This is a genomic window from Massilia sp. Root351 (assembly GCF_001425045.1).
In the GTDB taxonomy this organism is placed as follows: domain Bacteria; phylum Pseudomonadota; class Gammaproteobacteria; order Burkholderiales; family Burkholderiaceae_D; genus Rugamonas.
This window is the reverse complement of sequence record NZ_LMDJ01000031.1, coordinates 451,473-468,182: the sequence shown is the minus strand read 5'-3', so window position 1 is coordinate 468,182 and position 16,710 is coordinate 451,473. Positions and strand designations below refer to the sequence as shown.

The window sequence follows — 16,710 nt, the reverse complement described above, 5'->3', positions numbered from 1 at the left end:
ACTCCTTATGCCCAGCCGGCGATCAGCGCGGCCAGCGGCAGCACTGGCACCAGGGCGTCAATACGGTCCAGCACGCCACCGTGGCCAGGCAGCAGGTTGCTGCTGTCCTTGGCGCCGGCGCGGCGTTTCAGCATGGATTCAAACAGGTCGCCGATCACGCTGAAGGCGCAGATCACGACCAGGATAATAATAGTCAGCGCCCAGCCGCGCTTGGCCTGCAGGGCCACCACGAAGGTGTCCTGCAGCCAGGGGAAGGACGGTGCGGCCAGCACGCTCACGGCCGACAGCAGCACCACGGCAATGCAGCCGCCAATCGCGCCTTCCCAGGACTTGCCGGGCGAGATGGTGGGCGCCAGCTTGCGCTTGCCGAAGGCCTTGCCGCTGAAGTAGGCGCCGATATCGGCGATCCACACCAGCGCCATGGCGGAAATCAGGAACAGCGGCGACCTCAGGTACAGCGCCAGGATGGCCACGAAGCAGCTCACCAGCGTGATGGCATAGACCACGCTGAGCATCTTGTTGCCCAGGCTTTCAGCCGGCGGCAGGCCGGTGTACAGCGTGGGCGTAAAGCGCAGCAGCCAGATGGCGAAGCCGAGCGCCAGCCAGAAGGTGACCGGGCCGTTCAGGCCGTGCAGCAAAAAAGTGTAGCCGAACGCCGCCGCCCACACCGCCGCCGCCAGCAGCGGACGGGGGGTATTGAACAGCCGGAAACTTTCCCACACCGCTGCGCCGAAGAAGGCCAGCACCACCACGGCCACGGCCGGATAGTAGTTGAAGAACAGGACTGGCAGCAGGACCGCCAGCAGCGCGACAGCGGTGATAATCCGGGTTTTGAGCATCAGGTGGTCTTTTCAGCCAGTTGGTCGCCGGTGCGGCCGAAGCGGCGCTCCCGGTTCTGGTAAGACGCGATGGCCGCGTCCAGGCTCTCGATCGAGAAATCGGGCCAGTAAGTGTCGGTGAAAAACAGCTCGGTATAGGCCAACTGCCACAGCAGGAAGTTGGAGATGCGCTCCTCCCCGCCGGTGCGGATGAACAGGTCCGGCTCGGGCGCGTAGGCCATGGCCAGGTGCGGGGCCAGCTGCTCTTCGCTGAAGTCGGTGGCGCCGGGATGGGCCGCCACCATCTTGCCAACCGCCTGCATGATGTCCCAGCGGCCGCCGTAGTTGGCGCAGATGGTGACGGTCAGGCGGGTATTGTTGGCAGTCTTGCGCTCGGCGGCGGCGATCATGCCGCGCAGCTTCTCGTCGAAGCGGCTCAGGTCGCCCACCACCTTGAGGCGGATATTATTGGCGTGCAGCTTGGACACTTCGCGCTCGAGCGCGGTGACGAACAGGCGCATCAGCAGCGACACTTCCTCTTCCGGCCGGCGCCAGTTCTCGGAACTGAAGGCGAACAGGGTGACGTATTCCACGCCGCGCAGCGCGCAGCCCTCCACGATGTTGCGCACCGCTTCCACGCCTTTGACGTGGCCGGCGACACGCGGCAGAAAGCGCTTGGTCGCCCAGCGTCCATTGCCGTCCATGATGATGGCAACGTGGCGGGGCACCTTGGGCGCATCCGGAACCGCAGTCGTCGAACTTGAATATTTCATGAACTCTAAAGCCAAAAAAGGTGTCGCCACAATGGGGACAGGCCGCCTTGCGCGGCCCGTCCCGTGTTCTAGATACGCACTGTACCGTACGGTAACCGTACTGTAACCGCAGTTACCTTATACGGTCAGCACTTCTTTCTCTTTTTCAGCCAGCAGCTTGTCGATGTCGACGATGGCCTTGTCGGTCAGCTTCTGGATGTCGTCCGAACCGCGGCGCTCGTCGTCTTCCGAGATGGCCTTGTCCTTCACCAGCTTCTTCAGCGATTCGTTGGCGTCGCGGCGGATGTTGCGCACGGCGACCTTGGCGTCTTCGCCTTCGCTCTTGACCAGCTTGACCATTTCCTTGCGGCGTTCTTCGGTCAGGGCCGGGGTCGGCACGCGGATCTGGTCGCCCTGCGAGGCCGGGTTCAGGCCCAGGTCGGCGTCGCGGATGGCTTTCTCGATGGTGGCGCCCATCTTCTTCTCGAAGGGCGTCACGCCGATGGTGCGCGCATCCACCAGCGTCAGGTTGGCCACCTGGCTCAGCGGCGTCGGGTTGCCATAGTACTCCACCATCACGTGGTCGAGGATGCCGGTGTGGGCGCGGCCGGTGCGGACCTTGGCCAGGTCGCCCTTCAGCGTCTCGATCGACTTGACCATGCGGTCTTGCGCGTTCTTTTTAACGTCAGCTACGGACATGCTGTGCTCCTGTATATCTTGGTAAATAATTAAACGTGAACCAGTGTACCCTCATCCTCGCCCAGAATCACGCGCATCAGCGCGCCCGGCTTGGTGATGGAGAACACTTTGATCGGCAGTTTCTGGTCGCGGCACAGCGCGAATGCGGTTGCATCCATCACTTGCAGGTGCTTGGCGATGGCTTCGTCGAACGAGATCGTGTGGAACAGCGTCGCGTTCGGGTCTTTTTTCGGGTCGGCGGTGTAGATGCCGTCCACCTTGGTCGCTTTCAGCACGATTTCCGCGCTGATTTCCGAGCCGCGCAGGGCAGCGGCCGTGTCGGTGGTGAAGAAGGGATTGCCGGTGCCTGCGGCGAACACGACAACCTTGCCCTCTTCCAGGTATTGCAGCGCTTTCGGGCGCACATAGGGCTCGACCACCTGGTCGATGCCGATGGCCGACATCACGCGCGCGGTCACGCCGGCGTGCTTCATGGCGTCGGCCAGGGCCAGCGCGTTCATCACGGTGGCCAGCATGCCCATGTAGTCCGCAGTGGCGCGGTCCATGCCTTGGGCGCCGGGCGCAACGCCGCGGAAGATGTTGCCGCCGCCGATCACTACTGCCAGTTCCACGCCCAGTTTCGCGACCTCGGCCACATCGGCCACCATGCGCTCGATCGTGCCGCGGTTGATGCCGTAGGCATCGTCGCCCATCAGGGCTTCACCGGACAATTTGAGGAGGACGCGCTTGTAGGCTGGTTTTGACATGAGCTGGGGCTCCTTAGTTGGGGTTTATTCGGGTGAGGCTACGAAGGCAAGGTTATGCAACGCATAATGATAACCGGACCTCCGCTTGCTGCACCACTCGCTTGCACTAAAGCAAGAGACAAGTGGTTTGGGCTTAAAAAAACGGGCCTTGCGGCCCGCTTTTAATTATGCGCCTTTGGAGGCAGCCATTTGCGCTGCAACTTCAGCAGCGAAATCGTCTACCTTCTTCTCGATGCCTTCGCCAACCACGTACATCGTGAATGCTTTCACGGAGGCGTTGTTCGCTTTCAGCATGGCTTCGATGGTCTGCTTGTCGTTCTTGACGAAGGCCTGGTTCAGCAGGGACACTTCTTTCAGGAACTTCTGCACGGAGCCTTCCAGGCGCTTGGCGACGATGTCAGCCGACTGAGCTGGCTTGCCGGCAGCGGCAGCCTGGGCTGCATCTTCGTCGGCCTTGGCCTGGGCAACCGAACGCTCTTTTTCGATCAGTTCGGCAGGCACCTGGTCAGCCGACAGCGACACTGGCTTCATGGCGGCGATGTGCATGGCCACGTCTTTGCCGACCTGGTCGTCCGCGCCTTCGAACTCAACCATCACGCCGATGCGGGTGCCGTGCAGGTACGACGCCAGCTTGGCGGTGGTTTCGAAACGCTGGAAGCGGCGGATCGACATGTTTTCGCCGATTTTGCCGATCAGGGCGGTGCGCACTTCGTCCAGGGTCTTGCCTTCGCCGGCTGGCAGGGCCAGCAGGGCTTCCACGGTGGCCGGATTGTTTTCGGCAACCAGGCGGGCCGCGGTGTTGGCCAGGTTCAGGAAGTCGTCGTTCTTGGCAACGAAGTCGGTCTCGGAGTTGACTTCGATCAGGGCGCCAACGCCGTTGGCGATGTAAGTCGCCACCACGCCTTCGGCGGTGATGCGCGAGGAAGCCTTGGAAGCCTTGCCGCCCAGCTTAACGCGCAGCAGTTCTTCAGCCTTGTCCATGTTGCCTTCGGCTTCGGTCAGGGCTTTTTTGCATTCCATCATAGGCGCGTCGGTTTTCGCGCGCAGTTCGCCTACCATCGCTGCAGTAATAGCTGCCATGTAATTCTCCTGTGTATTCGGTGAGTGGTATGGGGTGGCTCGCAAGCCTGCACGCCCATACGCTGTCGTTAAAAAAAAGGGGGAGCAGATGCCACCCCTTTTAAACTGCTGATTTGCTGCATGGAAGCCTGCCTTGCGGCAGGCGGCCAATTAGGCTTGTTCGCTGACTTCTACGAACTCGTCGCCAGATGCGGTCTTGATCGTTTCCAGCACGTCGGCTGCCGAGTTGGCACGGCCTTCGAGGATGGCGTCGGCCACACCGCGAGCGTACAGCGTGATCGCTTTCGAGGAGTCGTCGTTGCCTGGAATGACGTAGGTTACGCCTTCTGGGGAGTGGTTGGTATCGACCACGCCGATGACTGGGATGCCCAGTTTAGCGGCTTCGGTGATGGCGCCTTTGTGGTAGCCAACGTCCACGACGAAGATTGCGTCAGGAACGCCGCCCATTTCCTTGATACCGCCGATGGACTTTTGCAGCTTGACCATCTCGCGTTGGAACATCAGCGCTTCTTTTTTCGACAGCTTCTCAACGGAACCGTCTTCGATTTGCGCTTCCATGTCTTTCAGGCGCTTGATCGAGGTCTTGATCGTTTTGAAGTTGGTCAGCATGCCGCCCAGCCAACGCTGGTCAACGTAAGGAACGCCAGCACGTTGCGCTTCAGCAGCGATGATTTCGCGCGCTTGACGCTTGGTGCCCACCATCAGGATGGTGCCACGGTTCGATGCCAGTTGGCGAACGTGCTTCATCGCCTCCTGGTACATGCCCATGGTTTTTTCCAGGTTGATGATGTGGATTTTGTTGCGGTGGCCGAAGATGAACGGAGCCATCTTTGGGTTCCAGAAACGGGTTTGGTGACCGAAGTGGACACCGGCTTCCAGCATTTCACGCATAGTTACGGACATATTAGCTCCAGGGTTTGGGTCTGGAATCCGATCAGTCACCCTGTGACAGGCACCCTTGGCGACCGGATTCGCGTTTAAAAAAATTTAAGGATTTACTACCTTGCTCAAAAACGAATTCAAGCAACCCGAAATTCTACTCTGAAAACGCCGTTTTAGGCAAGCGCGGCAACGGCCTTCGGCCCGATAAGCTTGCATTGGATGCAATTTCGCGCGCGCGGCGTTGCGCGGGTAGGCGTATGATGAGCGAAACGGCATTGCCACTCTCATCTTCAACTCAACTTGGAGAGCCCATGGACAAGGACGCGTCGCAGCCCGACCTTCAGCAAGACCACAGCCCGGCCATGCCGTTCAGGACCCTGCTCTACCGCTTCATGTTCTTCGACTGGCTGTTCAGGGACGTGAGCGCGGCGCGCGACCTGTTCGAGCGGCACGCGGCGCTGGCGCACAACCGCTTCATGAGCCGCTACCTGCCGGTCTACCTGCGGCGCTGGTCGGTGGTGGCGGCCCTGGATTTCGCGCTGGGCTTCCTGTTCGAGCGCGCGCTGCAGGCCACCTTGCTGTCGGCCTGGTTCTTCACCTGGTCCTGCCTCACCATTTCGGGCATGGTGGTCATTACCGCCGCCTGGCTGTTTCTTACTTTCGGCCGCCTCTCCTGAGCCCGCGCCTGTGTTATCTTCCTGCTATTCTGACTCGGATAACAACAGGAAAGAGCACGCATGCGATGGACCATACTCGCCGCCCTGCTGCTGGCAGGCTGCGGCACGATCCGGCACAGCACCGCGCCCGCGCCGGGCGCCCTGGCCGCCGGAGTAGTGCTGGCGCGCGCGCTGCCGGCCGAGCTACCCAAGGCAAGCACACCGGTCCCGCACAGCCAGTTCATCCTGATCTCCCGCGAGAGCGCGGCAGGCTTGCTGGTGCCCGTGCCGTTCGTGACGGAGGCCGCGACGGCGCTGCTGCACCACCACGACGCGGCGCAACTGGCGGCCAAATATGCCAGCGTGGAGCCGTACGCCGTCATGCAGCAAGCCATGGCCGGCAGCCCCTTGCTCAGCAAGGACGGCAAGGGCCTCAACCTGCACCCGCTGGCCTACCTGCTCGACTGCGATGACGACCAGTTCCGCGTGGCGCTCGTTGCGCGCATGCAGTCGGCTAACTGGACCGGGCGCTACATGACCCATCTGCCCAGCGCCTATGCCGCCGCCGCGCTGAAGGAAGCGGGGCCGGCCATGCTGGAAAAGATGCACGGGGAGATGCTGCTCGGCGCCGCCGCCCTGCGCGGCATGCTGGAGAAAGATGCGCGCGGCGAACTGAGCAAGGTGCTGTACAAGGCCGACGTGGGCACGCTCCAACTGGCCTGCACCCGGGTGGCAGGCATGCTCCCGCCTGAACTGGTTTTGGCCGCAACGCCGACATCGTCGAGGAAGGGGCGGACTACATCATCGCCCGCGCTGCGGGGGACTACCAACTGCCCGGCCCGTCCGGCGGCCTGATATTCGGCCTGCACTATTTGCGCAAAGACCAGCTCCACACCTTCCGCCGGCATTGAGCGCCTTGGCTACGCCCCCCCCCATCCTTAGGAGAGACCAGATGAAAGCACTGACCGCACTTCTATTCATAGCCGTTGCCGCCGGCCATGTCCACGCCCAGGACCGGGATGACGACCGGCGCGAGCGGCGCGACGATATCCAGCTGGTCTGCTACGGCGGCGCGGAAAAGCTGACAGTGGAAACCCACAGCGGCTACCAGTGGAACGCTGAAAAGCACAAGTACGAACCGAAGTCCACAGTGGAGACGGGCAAAGCCTCGTTCGAGACCGCCGTCAACGTGTCCATCCACGGCGACCAGGGCAGCATCAAGATGCCCAAGCAGCTGGTGCCGCCAATCAATTCAGGCGGCGATCACGGCTGGTGGGACCTGGATGACCTGATTGTCGGACACGACGAAATCCGCGCCCGCTTCAGGCTCAACGGCTTGAACAAGCCGACCCTGACCATCAACCGCGTCAGCGGTGTCATCACGGTGGAAGGCATGATCAAGTTCAACGGCCGCTGCGAGCAGGATACGGGACATCGCCGCTTCTGATCAAAACTCGCCGCGCGCGCCGCGATCCAGCATTTTGAGGATGGTGGCGCGCACGCGCTGCACGGTGGCGCCGACATGGGGCGGCAACTCGCCTTGCATATTAATTAACATGTCCATATCCATGGTGTAGATCCACAGGCCGTCGTCCTGCTCGACCACCGAGATGCGGCACGGCAGCAGCGCGGCCATGCTGGGGTTGAAGTCGACCATGGTGCGCGCGGCGGCGGGGTCGCAATAGGAATACACCTTGAGGAACTTGCCGGGCTTGCCGGCGCGCAGTTCCAGCTCTTTGGACAGCGGCAACTCCCCCACCGCGCGGATGTTGTCCTCGGCCGCGACGCTGGCGAAAGCATCCTCTATCTCGGTTATCGTGACGCCGGGCTGCACTTTGAGCGCCCAGGTGAGGCCGGGGGCTGGACTGCCCGGGCCGGCCGCGCGCGCCAAGACGCCACCGGCCGGGCCGCCGGGGCTGGCCGTGCCGGCCGTACCGCATGCGGCCAAAGCCAGGCAGCACGCTGCGGCGAGGCCGGTCACGGCAATCCTGATGGTGCTACGCATGGGGCGCCCTTCTATGGCTGGCAAAACGCGAGCATAGTGGCAAGGCGGGCGCCGCGCAAGGGCTGCGCGGCGGAACGCGGCGGATCAGAGGTTGAGGTCGTCCAGGATGGCGTCCAGGCCCGCGCGGGCGCATTTGTCATCCTGGTCGCCGGACGGGGCGCCGGAGATGCCGATGGCGCCGTAGGGCGCGCCGGCCGCTTCTATCAGCAGGCCGCCGCCGATGGCCGCCACGCGGGGGATGGCGCGGATCCCGCTGGAAGCCGAACCCGGCAGCGTGGCCTTGGCCAGGTCGGTGGTGTTCATCTTGAAGCTGGCGGCGGTCCAGGCCTTGTTGACGGCCGTTTCCGGGGTGTGCGCGCCGGCGAAGCGGTCGCGCAGCACCGCCTGGATCTGGCCGCTGCGGTCCACCACGGCCACCGCCACCTGGAAGCCGCCGCTGCGGCAAGCGGCCAGTGCGGCCGATGCGGCTTTGAGCGCGGTTTCGGGCGTCATCAGGCGGATGGCATAGCTGGCGTCGGCGGCCAGGGCGGCAGAAGGCGCGCCCAGCAGGATGGCGGCGGCCAGGACGCTGGTAATGGCTTGTTTCATGGGGCTTTCCTTTCGGGGCGTAATGTGGCGGAGATGGCATGCCGCGCCGTGGCCAGGCGCGCGTCGAGGTAGGCGCCGTACATGCCGGCGGTGTCGCCGCCTTTCAGCGGCGGCGCGAGCTCGGCGCCGGCCGGGCCGAGGAACAGCACGGTTGGCGCGAACTGCACGCCGAACCGGCGCGCCAGCGCGGCGTGCGTGGTGGCCGCGCCGTCCAGTCCGGTCACGGCCAGGCTGCCGCCAACCTCGATTTCGCGCACGACGTACGGGCTGTGCTGCATGGGGGCCAGGTAGCTGTGGCGCACGGTGTGGCAATAGCGGCAGTCCGGCAGCGAGAAAAACAGCACCAGCGGCATGCCCGTCCGCGCCGCGGCGATACCATCGCGCTGCAGGTCCAATGCCAGCGGGACCGGCGGCAAAGACGCCGGGGGCGTCGCCGCCGATGTCCCGGCATTGGCCTTGGCGGCGGGCGCGGCGGCCGAAGCGGCCGCGTTGACCGCGTTGGCCAACATCGCCAGCATAGCCGCCGCCAATGCCGTCTTCATGGCTTGCGCGCTTCGCGGGCAATGTCGTCGAAATCCTCGTCGAGCATCTCGCCGATTTCGCTTCGTACCAGCTTGCCATGCCGGTCGAACACATACAGCGCCGGGATGCCCTTCGGCTTGCCGAGCGCCGCCTCGAACGCGCGGTAATCCGCTGTGACTGCGTGGGTTAGCCCGAAACGCTGGACCCAGGCGGCGGCCTTTGCCGCCTGCGCCGCATCGCCCGCCTCGATGTTCACCGATACCACGGCCAGCACCCGGCTGTTTTCGCGATACAGCTTTTGCAGCTTGGGTGCCTCGTTCACGCAGAACGGGCAGCTACTGGAAAAGAACGCCACAACGGTAGTCTTGCCAGCGAAACGCGCGGGCGCAAGCAGCGTGCCGTCCAGTGTTTTAAACGCGGGCAGTGCCGGAGCCGCAGGCGCAGCGGCGGCGCCGGGCAGGGCAGCAAGCAGCCCGGCCGCAGCAAACGCGGCGAACACTGCGGCCCGCCGCATCATGCCAGTATGCCCGGATTGCCCTGCACCCCGATCAGGCGCGGCGCGTTCAGCTTGCGCGGCTTGACCGCTTTCTGGCTGCGCAGCCACGTCCCCACCACGTCCCACACCGGCTCGCCGCTCGCGCCCTCGGCCACCGGCGCCCAGCCGGCCACCTTGTACACTTTGGCCGCGTCGATCGGCTTGCCGTTCAGGCGCATGTCCTGGATGCGCGCACCCATCTTCGCTTTCGGATCGATGGCGTAGCTCATGCCCCCTACCCTCACCATGTCGCCGCCCTGCTGGTAGTACGGGTCCGGGTTGAACAGATTGTCGGCCACGTCCTCCATGATGGTCTTGATGGTGGCGCCGCTCAGCTCGGACACGGTGGTGTGCGAGTAAGTGGTCGCGGTCTGGTCCATCAGGTGCTCCATCAGGATGGGGCTGTTCGGCAGCAGCGAGGTGCCCCAGCGGAAGCCCGGCGAGAAGGCGATTTCGGCCTGTTTCACGTCCATCAGCGCATCGACGATCAGCTGGTCGAAGCTGCCGTTGAAATTGCCACGGCGATACAGCGTGCCTTCGGTGACCGCCAGCCGCTCGTTCAGCTTGCCCTCGTACGGCGCGCGGATGCGCGTGATCAGCGCATCCATCTCCCGGTCCGCCGGCAGGATGTTGGAGAACACCGGCAGCAGGCGGTACTGGTAGCCCTGCACCTGCCCGCCGCGCACGTCGAAGTCCAGCACGCCGAGGAATTTGCTGTTGCTGCCGGCATTGGTCACCAGCGTCTTGCCGCCGCCATTGCTGACGACGACAGGCGCCGGCACGCCGTCGTGCGTGTGGCCGCCCATGATGGCGTCGATGCCGCGCACGCGCGAGGCCATTTTCAGGTCCACGTCCATGCCGTTATGCGACAGCACCACCACCACCTTGGCGCCCTTGGCGCGCGCCTCGTCCACCGTCTTCTGCATGTTCTCCTCCTGGATGCCGAAGCTCCAGTCGGGGATGAAGTGGCGCGGATTGGCAATCGGCGTGTACGGGAAGGCCTGGCCTATCACCGCCACCTGCACGCCGTTCATCTCCTTCATGGTGTAAGCACTGAACACCTGGTCGCCGAAGTCGTTGGTCTTGATGTTCTGGGCCACGAAATCGACCTTGCCCTTGAAGTCCTTGTCGACGATCTCCTGCACCCGCTTGTCGCCCAGCGTCATCTCCCAGTGCGCCGTCATCACATCCACGCCCAGCGCCAGGCAGGCATCGACCATATCCTGGCCCCTGGTCCACAGCGCGGTGGCCGAACCCTGCCAGGTGTCGCCGCCGTCCAGCAGCAAGGCGCCGGGCCGCGACGCCTTCATGCGCTTGACCAGCGTGGCCAGGTGCGCGAAGCCGCCCACCTTGCCGTACGTGGCTGCCGCGCGTTCAAAATCGAGGCTGGTGAAGGCATGGGCTTGCGGCGTGTTCGGCTTGACGCCGGCCGCCCGCAGCAGGTGCTCGCCCACCAGGTGCGGCATCCTGCCTTCCGCCTCGAACAGCCCGATGTTCACGCTGGGCTCACGGAAGTACACCGGCTTGAGCTGCGCGTGGCAATCGGTAAAGTGCAGGAAATGGACGTTGCCGTAGCGCGGCAGGGAGTACAGCGCATCGGCAGATTGCGCTGCCAGCGCGCCCCTGGAATTGAGCGCCATGCCGCCAGCGGCGGCAATGCCCAGGACCTGTATAAATTCGCGTCGATTCAGGCCCATGAAGTTCAGTCCTTGTTGACCGGAGAAGCCGGATCCATCAGCAGCGCCAGCACGTCCTTCAGCTGCTGTTCGTCGAGGATGCCCTTGTGGCCGAAGCGCGGCATATTGGAACAGGCGCTGAAGGCCTGCGAGTTATACAGCTTGGCCCAGGTGTATTTGAGCACCGCTTCGCTGTCGCCGCGCAGCTTGCCGTACTGGTATAGCGACGGGCCGATGTTTCCGAACGAGATTTCAGCCTTCGCCAGCTGATGGCAGGCGTAGCAGTTGCCGCCGTTCGGCGCCCCCGGCTTGTCGGACGATTGCATGCCGCGCCCGTTCTGGGCGATCTTCTCGCCTTCCTGCCAGCGGCCCATGTACTGGCCGTCGGAAGGGTACTTCACCAGCTTGAGCTGCTCGGCTTCCAGCTTGGCGGCCAGCTTCTTGGGCCGCTTTTCCGGCGCCGGATACTGGCTGCACAGTTTCTGCGCGTCGTCCTGCTGCAGCACGCCTTCCACTGTGGCCGGGCCCTTGGAGCGGAAGTCCGCCTTCATCAGTTCCTGCGCCTGCTTCTCGTAGTCGGCCGCCAGCGAGGGCTGGGCGGTCAGTCCGAAGGCTGCGGCGGAGGCCAACATCAATGCGCTATATTTCATGCGGTTCTCCTTAGCGCTTCAGCGCCGGTGCGTTGTAGGTGCCGCCATCGGCATTCTTGGCCAGGAACATGGTCAACGCCGTGATCAGGTCCGAACCGTAGACCGGTTCCGGGAAACGCTGCTGGCGGAAGCAGTCGTTCAGGCGATGCTGCATGGTGCGCACTTCGCCCTGCGACACGCGGTACGCCGGCCAGGTGGTGTAGGCCGCCTGCGCGTTGGTCTTGTTCAGGATGTTGGGCAGCTCCTGCAGGCGGATGCGCTGGCCATTGGCCGAGTGGCAGGTGGCGCAGGCGAAATCGTGCGCGCCGCCTCGGTAATAGAACAGCTTCTTGCCGATCTCGTAGGCCGCTTTCTCCTGCGGGTGGCGGGTGGAGACCGCCATCTTCATGCCCTTCGATTGCGCCGTGATGTAGGACACCAGCGCTTCGATGTCGGACTGCTTGCCGGCTGCGCCGAACGGGGTCTTGGTGGCCTGCTCCGGGCTCAGGCCCTGCAGGGTGGTGCGGCAGTGCACCAGGCGCTGCTCCAGGTCCATCACCTTGTTCACGTCCTTGAAGTAACGCGGCAGTTCAACGTAGGCGCCCTTCAGCACACCCGGCCCCTTGCCCAGGTCGCACTGTTCCAGCGTGGCCTCGCGCGGGCCGTCCTTTTTCATCCACAACTCTTCGCCGCGCATTTCCCACAGCTCAGCGGGATTGCCGTCGGCCAGCAATTGCCGGTACTTTGCGATTTCGTCGGTGGCAGAGGTCTGCGCCAGGGCCGTGCCCAGCGCGGACACGGCCAGTGCGGCCATCAGGTAGGAGCTAGTCCGTTTCATTGCGTCTCCGTTTCTTTTCAGGTGGGTGGTCTGCGCCACTTGCTGCCGGGTGCTACTGTTAAGCGACGACCACTTCGTCGGTGCGGCTGTCGCCCTTGTTGTCGGTCCATTTGACGACCACTTTGTCGCCCTTGGCGCCGCCCTTGAACTTGAAGGACAGGAAGGGGTCTTTCGACACCGAGGTGCCGAACTGCGCGTCCAGCACGACCTTGTCCTTGCAGGTGGCGACCAGGGTCTGGATGAAGTGCGCCGGCACCGCCTGGCCGGAAGCGTCTTTGCGCTGGCCGGTTTCCATGTCGTGGCGGATCAGCACTTTGACTTCGACGGTGTCGCCGCTGGCGTTGGCGCGGATGCGCATCGGATTGCCCATGATGTATTCCTTGAATTGGTTAGTAGGAGCGTATCAACCGCCGCAGCCGCCGAGGGTGACCTTGATTTCCTTGCTGGCGACGTACCACTTGCCGTCCGCCTTCACCAGCGCGTGCACGTTCGAGGTGCCACCCATTTTCACGCGGGTACTCACCGCCGCTTCGGTGCCGGCGGGGATCTTGAAGCTGGCCGACAGCGGATTCGGATTCTTCTCCACCAGGATGGCGATCATTTCGGTGTTCGGCACGCTGCTCGACACCGACACGGGCACCACGGCGCCGTTCTCGGCGATGTCCGGGCCGGTTACGGCCACGTCCTTGCTGGTGGTGAAGGTGTCGCCGCCCATGGCTTTCAGCGCAGCTTCCAGCGACTTGGCGTCGAACACGCTGGCCTGCCAGTCGGCGGCGAACACGTCGCTTGGCTTGAGCAGGCCGGCCGTGATTGCCAGGCCGAGGATGGAACCGATGCGCAGGGCATCCCGTCGATTCTGATTCATTGAAGTCTCCCTTTATTAATATGGCTGCCCGGAGTGCGCCTACTTGGCGCCGTCCAGTATCCAGCCGACCATCACTGCAATGTCTTCGTCCTTCAAATGGCCCTGGGCCGGCATCGGCACCGGTCCCCAGGCGCCCGCACTGCCCGCCTTCACCTTGCCCGCCAGGCGCTGCGCCGCCGCCGCGTCGCCCCTGTACTTGGCGGCGATGTCGCGCAGCGCCGGGCCGACAATCTTGTTGCCCACGCCGTGGCAAGCCATGCACGCGTTCTGCTTGGCCAGCGCCAGTCCGCCGGTCGGCGCCTTGGCCACGGCCGGCGCCGGCGCGGACACCGCTGCCACGGCAAGCGCGCTGGAAGTCGAGGCAGCCACCGGCGCCCTGCCCACCAGCGCGGCCCGAGGCGCAGGCTGGGTGGTGTCCACGCCGCGCACTGCACCGAAGCTGCGGTTCTGCGCGGCCAGGTCACCGTGCACATTGCGCGCCGCCTCGGGCAGTTCCGAGCGCAGCTTCACGTCGCCGCAGTTGCTCATGCAGGCCGTGCTGCGCACGTCCGGCTTGCCCTTCACGTCCCACATGCCATGCGCCTGCGTCATGCCGTTGCGGTTCGGCATGCGCGCCTGCACTTCGGCGATATTCCGGTCCGACAGCACAAAGTCGTCGGGCACCACTTCCGCCATGTTCAGGATATAAGCGGTTACCGCATACACTTCCTCCGTGGTCAGCGTCTTGGGCGCGGTCCACGGCATGGCGCGGTTGATATAGTCCCACAGCGTGGACACCGTGGCCACCTTCATCATCGTGGTGCGCTGCGGCTGTTTGTTGTCGCGCAACGACGCCACCCGGCCGGACTTGACATCTTCCTTGGTCGTGCCGCCGACTATCGGCGTAAATACTTCATTGGACTCGCCGAAAGTACCGTGGCAGGACGCGCACTTCCCCTCCCACACTTCCATGCCCTTGACCACGCTGCCCGAACCCTTGGGCAAGCCCTTGAAATCGGGCCGCACATCGATATCCCATGCGGCCACTTCCTGCGGCGTGGCGGACCGGCCCACATTGGCGTAGGGCGGTGCGGCCAGCAGCGTGCACGAAGCGGCGGCGCACAGCAGCGCCACGGCTGCCTTAATAAACCTGGACATTCGACACCTCCCCGGACGCTGCCACTTGCCAAGACTGGATGGCGTTGTTGTGATAAATGGAGCGCGTGCCGCGTACGGCACGCAGCTCGTTGATCTTCGGCTGCACGTAGCCGGTTTCATCGATGGCGCGCGCCTGCAGCACGGCCGGCGCGCCGTCCCAAGTCCAGTCGATATTGAAGCGGGTCAGGCACTTCGGCAGCAGCGGCGATTCCAGGCGTGCGGTGCGCCAGTTACGCCCGCCGTCGGTGGATACATCCACGCGCTTGATCTTGCCCCTGCCCGACCAGGCCAGGCCGGTGATGTTGTAGAAGCCCGTATCGAGCAGCCGCTGCCCCGCAGACGGCGTGGTGATTACGGACTTGCATTCCTGGATGCCGGTGTACTGGCGGTACATCCCGTCCGGCATCGCATCGACGTAATGGATCGCCTCGTCCTTGGTGGCGTATGGCTGGTCACCGACCTCGATGCGGCGCAGCCACTTCACCCACGACACGCCCTGCACACCCGGCACCACCAGGCGCAGCGGATAGCCGTTCTCGGGACGCAGCATTTCGCCGTTCATGGCCCAGGCCACGATCACGTCGTCCAGCGCGCGCTCGATGGAGATGGTGCGCGTCATGCCGGAGCCGTCCGCGCCTTCGGCCAGCACGAAACGGGCGGTCTTCTTGTCGTAGCCGCAGTCATCCAGCAGCACCGACAACGGCACGCCGGTAAACTCGCTGCAGCTCAGCATGCCATGCGAATACTGCACCGACGGCACCGCGACATTGCCCCATTCCATGGCGGTGTTGGCGCCGCATTCGATGAAGTGCATGCGCGACACGGACGGCAGGCGCATCAGGTCGTCCATACTGTAGACTTTTTGCTGGCGCACCAGGCCATTGACCATCAGCCGGTGCTGGCTTGGATCGATGTCATGCCAGCCCTGGTGGTGGCGCTCGAAATGCAGGCCGCTGGGGGTGATGATGCCGAACAGGCTTTGCAGCGGCGTGAACGAAACGGAGGCCGCATTCACGCGCGTCAGGCCCGGCGACTCGCGCCGCTGCAGCGCGCCTTCGAAGCGCGACGGTATGCCGTAAGGGTTGGTCGCCACCGGTTTGCCCAACGACGTGGAATGCTCCGGCAGCTTCAGGATGGCGGGGTCGCCGCCGGCTGGCGCCTGGCCGAGGGCCGTGCCGCTCGCCATGGCCGCGCCGGCGGCCAGGAAGCTTTTGCGCAGGAAGCTGCGCCGCTGGTCGTTCATGCCATTGTTGGTGATGTCCAGCGCCAGCTGGCTATCCACGAAATTTTCAGGGGCGCGCAAGATGCGCCCAGGCTTAGATGCTTCGCCCGCCATGCCGTCTCCTCATTCTTGTTGACTGCTTGAACTGGAGTATATGACTAATCACGCATATTTGCGAAAAGAAATTTCGCGATGTGGCAAAAAAACACGGCCAATACCGGTTTCAGGCTTCGGCCGCGACCAGGATGGGCTGCGGTTCGGGACGCTGGCCGCTGCGGGCCAGGATGTCGGCGCTGACACGCGCGCACACGTTCTGGCAGATGCCCAGCGTGGCGGGATCGTCGATGCGGTAGTAGACCTGCGTACCCTCCTTGCGGCGCGCCAGGATCTTGGCGCGGAACAGCATATTGATCTGGCGCGACACGTTGGCCTGGCTGGCCTCGATTTCCGCCACGATCTCGTTGACGGCGCGTTCGCCGTGGCACAGGCTGTGCAGGATTTTCAGGCGCGTCGGTTCGGACAGCAAAAAGAAGACGTTCGAGACTTCCTCGAACAATTCGGCCATCTGCTCTTTGCTTAAGCGGTTATCCACGGAATTCTCATCGACGGTTGGGGGAACAATTATATCAAGGCTTCAGGTAGACGAAGCCCTCCTCCGCTTGCAGCCGCGCGATCTCGGCCACGCCGGACGGCACGATCTTCGTCTCCGGCAGCAGTTTCGACTTGTCCAGTTTGCGCGCGTCCAGCGTGTTCTTGCAGACCCGGAACTCCACGCCGCGATCGGCCAGTTCCTGCACCGGGATATCGTAAGGATTGCCGTTGGCGTTCTTGACGCCGTCCAGCAAGAAGTCGATGCCGGGACCGTGCGTGACCACGACGATTTTCGCCGCAGGGCTGGCGTTCAGGTGGTTGCGGATGTTGTTCAACACGGCCGTGGCGCCGTCGCTGTTGTTGACGTGGTAGACCACCTTGATTTGCGGCGTGGCAGCCGTAGCGGCAGCGGGAATCAGCGCCAGTAGCGCAAACAGGACAGCGAAGAAAGTGCGCAGCAGCTTCATGA

General features: G+C 63.9%; 22 protein-coding genes. 3 read left to right on the top strand and 19 right to left on the bottom strand.

What is annotated here, in order from left to right; translation table 11 throughout:
• Positions 1-5: 5 nt before the first annotated feature.
• The 6 genes from ASD15_RS22175 to rpsB all read right to left on the bottom strand — a co-directional run bounded on the left by ASD15_RS22175 (position 6) and on the right by rpsB (position 4,998).
• On the bottom strand, positions 6-839 hold the full coding sequence (locus tag ASD15_RS22175) for a phosphatidate cytidylyltransferase (RefSeq protein ID WP_057157162.1): 834 nt from the start codon (positions 837-839) through the stop codon (positions 6-8).
• Complete coding sequence (uppS, locus tag ASD15_RS22170) at positions 839-1,591, bottom strand: polyprenyl diphosphate synthase (RefSeq protein ID WP_057157161.1); 753 nt, start codon at positions 1,589-1,591, stop codon at positions 839-841. Before uppS ends, ASD15_RS22175 begins: the two co-directional genes overlap by 1 nt.
• 117 nt (positions 1,592-1,708) lie before the next feature.
• Positions 1,709-2,269, bottom strand: coding sequence for a ribosome recycling factor (frr, locus tag ASD15_RS22165; RefSeq protein WP_057157160.1), 561 nt, complete (start codon positions 2,267-2,269; stop codon positions 1,709-1,711).
• 29 nt (positions 2,270-2,298) lie between these two features.
• A complete protein-coding gene (gene pyrH / locus ASD15_RS22160) occupies positions 2,299-3,015 on the bottom strand; it encodes a UMP kinase (protein ID WP_057157159.1) in 717 nt (238 codons plus the stop codon).
• A 165-nt stretch (positions 3,016-3,180) separates the two neighbouring features.
• Positions 3,181-4,095 (bottom strand): translation elongation factor Ts, encoded by a 915-nt coding sequence (gene tsf / locus ASD15_RS22155; protein WP_057157158.1) that lies wholly within the window; start codon positions 4,093-4,095, stop codon positions 3,181-3,183.
• A gap of 150 nt (positions 4,096-4,245) precedes the next feature.
• Positions 4,246-4,998, bottom strand: coding sequence for a 30S ribosomal protein S2 (gene rpsB / locus ASD15_RS22150; protein WP_057157157.1), 753 nt, complete (start codon positions 4,996-4,998; stop codon positions 4,246-4,248).
• Positions 4,999-5,288: 290 nt separating this feature from the next.
• On the opposite strand from rpsB, the gene ASD15_RS22145 reads away from it, so the two are divergent.
• From ASD15_RS22145 to ASD15_RS22135, 3 genes are all read left to right on the top strand, one after another.
• Positions 5,289-5,654 (top strand): hypothetical protein, encoded by a 366-nt coding sequence (locus ASD15_RS22145; protein WP_057157156.1) that lies wholly within the window; start codon positions 5,289-5,291, stop codon positions 5,652-5,654.
• 60 nt (positions 5,655-5,714) lie between these two features.
• Complete coding sequence (locus tag ASD15_RS22140; protein WP_057157155.1) at positions 5,715-6,488, top strand: hypothetical protein; 774 nt, start codon at positions 5,715-5,717, stop codon at positions 6,486-6,488.
• Between the two features lie 97 nt (positions 6,489-6,585).
• The gene (locus ASD15_RS22135) at positions 6,586-7,080 is read left to right on the top strand and encodes a hypothetical protein (RefSeq protein ID WP_057157154.1); all 495 of its coding nucleotides are present in this window, start codon (positions 6,586-6,588) and stop codon (positions 7,078-7,080) included.
• Here ASD15_RS22135 and ASD15_RS22130 read toward each other — a convergent pair whose 3' ends face one another.
• From ASD15_RS22130 to ASD15_RS22070, 13 genes are all read right to left on the bottom strand, one after another.
• Positions 7,081-7,638: a DUF302 domain-containing protein gene (locus ASD15_RS22130; protein ID WP_057157153.1), complete on the bottom strand. Its 558-nt coding sequence runs from the start codon at positions 7,636-7,638 to the stop codon at positions 7,081-7,083.
• 84 nt (positions 7,639-7,722) lie between these two features.
• Positions 7,723-8,226 carry a heme-binding protein gene (locus tag ASD15_RS22125; RefSeq protein ID WP_057157152.1) on the bottom strand — a complete coding sequence of 168 codons (504 nt, stop codon included), beginning with the start codon at positions 8,224-8,226 and terminating at the stop codon, positions 7,723-7,725.
• Positions 8,223-8,768: a thioredoxin fold domain-containing protein gene (locus ASD15_RS22120; protein ID WP_157201072.1), complete on the bottom strand. Its 546-nt coding sequence runs from the start codon at positions 8,766-8,768 to the stop codon at positions 8,223-8,225. The genes ASD15_RS22125 and ASD15_RS22120 overlap by 4 nt, the downstream gene beginning before the upstream one ends.
• A complete protein-coding gene (locus ASD15_RS22115; RefSeq protein WP_082552044.1) occupies positions 8,765-9,265 on the bottom strand; it encodes a TlpA disulfide reductase family protein in 501 nt (166 codons plus the stop codon). Before ASD15_RS22115 ends, ASD15_RS22120 begins: the two co-directional genes overlap by 4 nt.
• Positions 9,262-10,980, bottom strand: a complete 1,719-nt coding sequence (gene soxB / locus ASD15_RS22110) for a thiosulfohydrolase SoxB (RefSeq protein WP_200954049.1) — start codon at positions 10,978-10,980, stop codon at positions 9,262-9,264. The genes ASD15_RS22115 and soxB overlap by 4 nt, the downstream gene beginning before the upstream one ends.
• Positions 10,981-10,985: 5 nt before the next feature.
• The gene (soxX, locus tag ASD15_RS22105; protein WP_057157149.1) at positions 10,986-11,609 is read right to left on the bottom strand and encodes a sulfur oxidation c-type cytochrome SoxX; all 624 of its coding nucleotides are present in this window, start codon (positions 11,607-11,609) and stop codon (positions 10,986-10,988) included.
• A 10-nt stretch (positions 11,610-11,619) separates the two neighbouring features.
• Positions 11,620-12,426 (bottom strand): sulfur oxidation c-type cytochrome SoxA, encoded by an 807-nt coding sequence (gene soxA / locus ASD15_RS22100; protein WP_057157148.1) that lies wholly within the window; start codon positions 12,424-12,426, stop codon positions 11,620-11,622.
• A gap of 58 nt (positions 12,427-12,484) precedes the next feature.
• Positions 12,485-12,796 (bottom strand): thiosulfate oxidation carrier complex protein SoxZ, encoded by a 312-nt coding sequence (soxZ, locus tag ASD15_RS22095; RefSeq protein WP_057157147.1) that lies wholly within the window; start codon positions 12,794-12,796, stop codon positions 12,485-12,487.
• A 33-nt stretch (positions 12,797-12,829) separates the two neighbouring features.
• On the bottom strand, positions 12,830-13,291 hold the full coding sequence (gene soxY / locus ASD15_RS22090; protein ID WP_057157146.1) for a thiosulfate oxidation carrier protein SoxY: 462 nt from the start codon (positions 13,289-13,291) through the stop codon (positions 12,830-12,832).
• A gap of 39 nt (positions 13,292-13,330) precedes the next feature.
• Complete coding sequence (locus ASD15_RS22085; RefSeq protein ID WP_057157145.1) at positions 13,331-14,428, bottom strand: c-type cytochrome; 1,098 nt, start codon at positions 14,426-14,428, stop codon at positions 13,331-13,333.
• On the bottom strand, positions 14,412-15,764 hold the full coding sequence (gene soxC / locus ASD15_RS22080) for a sulfite dehydrogenase (RefSeq protein ID WP_057157144.1): 1,353 nt from the start codon (positions 15,762-15,764) through the stop codon (positions 14,412-14,414). The genes ASD15_RS22085 and soxC overlap by 17 nt, the downstream gene beginning before the upstream one ends.
• Positions 15,765-15,873: 109 nt before the next feature.
• The gene (locus ASD15_RS22075; RefSeq protein WP_229418298.1) at positions 15,874-16,242 is read right to left on the bottom strand and encodes a helix-turn-helix transcriptional regulator; all 369 of its coding nucleotides are present in this window, start codon (positions 16,240-16,242) and stop codon (positions 15,874-15,876) included.
• 34 nt (positions 16,243-16,276) lie between these two features.
• A complete protein-coding gene (locus tag ASD15_RS22070) occupies positions 16,277-16,708 on the bottom strand; it encodes a DsrE family protein (RefSeq protein ID WP_082552043.1) in 432 nt (143 codons plus the stop codon).
• Positions 16,709-16,710: the final 2 nt, after the last annotated feature.